Origin of the sequence: Plebeiibacterium sediminum, from assembly GCF_026013605.1 — a bacterium.
In the GTDB taxonomy this organism is placed as follows: Bacteria; Bacteroidota; Bacteroidia; order Bacteroidales; family Marinilabiliaceae; genus Saccharicrinis; species Saccharicrinis sediminus.
This window is the reverse complement of the sequence record NZ_JAPDPJ010000189.1, coordinates 1-1668: the sequence shown is the minus strand read 5'-3', so window position 1 is coordinate 1668 and position 1668 is coordinate 1. Positions and strand designations below refer to the sequence as shown.

The following is a 1668-nucleotide window of genomic DNA, read 5'->3' as shown; positions in this document are numbered from 1 at the left end:
TGAATCTTTACTTGGCCTTCAAAGCTTTTGATATTGATTTCAAAAAAGAAATGAACATATAAACAAACTCTGACACAGAATTTTGAACATACCCAGCTTTTGATATTGATTTCAAAAAAGAAATGAACATATAAACAAACTCTGACACAGAATTTTGAACATACCCCTATTTGCAACTCTCAAATACCTAAAAACACTTTGTAAAACCCTATTTACACCCCCTCCAATACCTAAAATCACTTTGAAAATACCTATTTACAACTTTCGAATACCTAAAAACACTTTGTAAACACCTATTTGCACCCCTTCGAATACCTAAAATCACTTTACAAACCCCAATTTACAACTCTCAAATACCTAAAAACACTTTGAAAACACCTATTTGCATCCCTTCAAATACCTAAAACCACTTTGAAAATACCTATTTACACCCCCTTAGATACCTAAAACCACTTTGAAAACACCTATTTACACCCCTTCGAATACCTAAAAACACTTTACAAACCCTTTGTAACATTCCCAATTTAATTACTTATATCGAGCTTTGGTATATAAATATGCTTTTCTCGGATCATTTCAGAATTGATATTTTCCGTATTTTAAGATATTTACAAGAATTGTTAGGACCTAGTACACCTAAAACCACAGAAATATACACTTAAGTAAGTAATAGATATTTACAGTATATAAAAAGTCCGTTATATAATATTAGTGTATAAAATAATAACTACTTTAGCAAGTGTTAAACCCAAATACAAAGACAAAATATGTCCAAGTATATTGGGATTACTGAAAAGTTGTACGCAAGGCTGAAAAACCTAGTAGCTAAATTGAAAAATTGACCAATGAAAACAGAGACAATTATAAAGTATTATAATGACAATGACTTAGTTAATATTAAGGACTATCATAATCGGCTAGTGGATAACATTAAAGAAGTATCTCGAATGGTTTTTAAGTATTTTATTTATTTAATACTTATAATTTTTGTCTACTATTTATTAGAGGAGAGTACTTTGACTTCTTTAAAAATTGGAATTGTTGAGATTTCTGACCTTAAAGTGCTTAAGATTTTTATTCCACCGTTATTTGCTATTGTATATTTAGTGGTTTTTGTTGGAGAATATCGAAGAGAACAATTAATGCATCAAGCAAAAGTTCTATTTAACATGATTAATAAGACTGACTTAAAGGCTGATGATTTAGAACGACATCATTTTAATGACTTTAACATTTCATTCTTACCTTTTTATTTACCAGCAGAATTGACGCATAAACTCACTGTAAATAAATTTTGGGACATTATTGGTGTTTTCACTTTAGTGATTTTTTATTTGGTATTAGGTGGTGCGTTATATGTGTTTGAATATTTTATTCTTAAGGAATTATTTGAAATGTGGAGCGAGAACTTTTTAGTCAAATCTGTTTTTGTTATTACATGCACAATGGTTTTTATATCTTTCTTTTTCTTCTTTAAAATTGTATTTACTAAACAGAGAGAGGAGAAAGCGGATAAAGAATTCTGGGATTTAATAGCAGAAGAGCAGAGAAATAATTAAGAAAGCCCAGCGTACAACACTTAGCCTCTAATGTAGGGTTGCTTGCATACCCTACAGATTGGAGGGTTTGTTGAACTAAACAATATTCCAGCAACTAATCTGTAAAGTG

General features: G+C 29.9%; 1 protein-coding gene. It reads left to right on the top strand.

Annotated features, from left to right (window positions below; translation table 11 throughout):
* The first annotated feature begins 845 nt into the window (after positions 1-845).
* Positions 846-1559, top strand: coding sequence for a hypothetical protein (locus OM075_RS24975; RefSeq protein WP_301193288.1), 714 nt, complete (start codon positions 846-848; stop codon positions 1557-1559).
* Positions 1560-1668: the final 109 nt, after the last annotated feature.

Bases quoted from the DNA above. Each gene is read 5' to 3' on its own strand.
- OM075_RS24975 (WP_301193288.1), top strand. From the start codon at position 846: ATGAAAACAGAGACAATTATAAAGTATTATAATGACAATGACTTAGTT.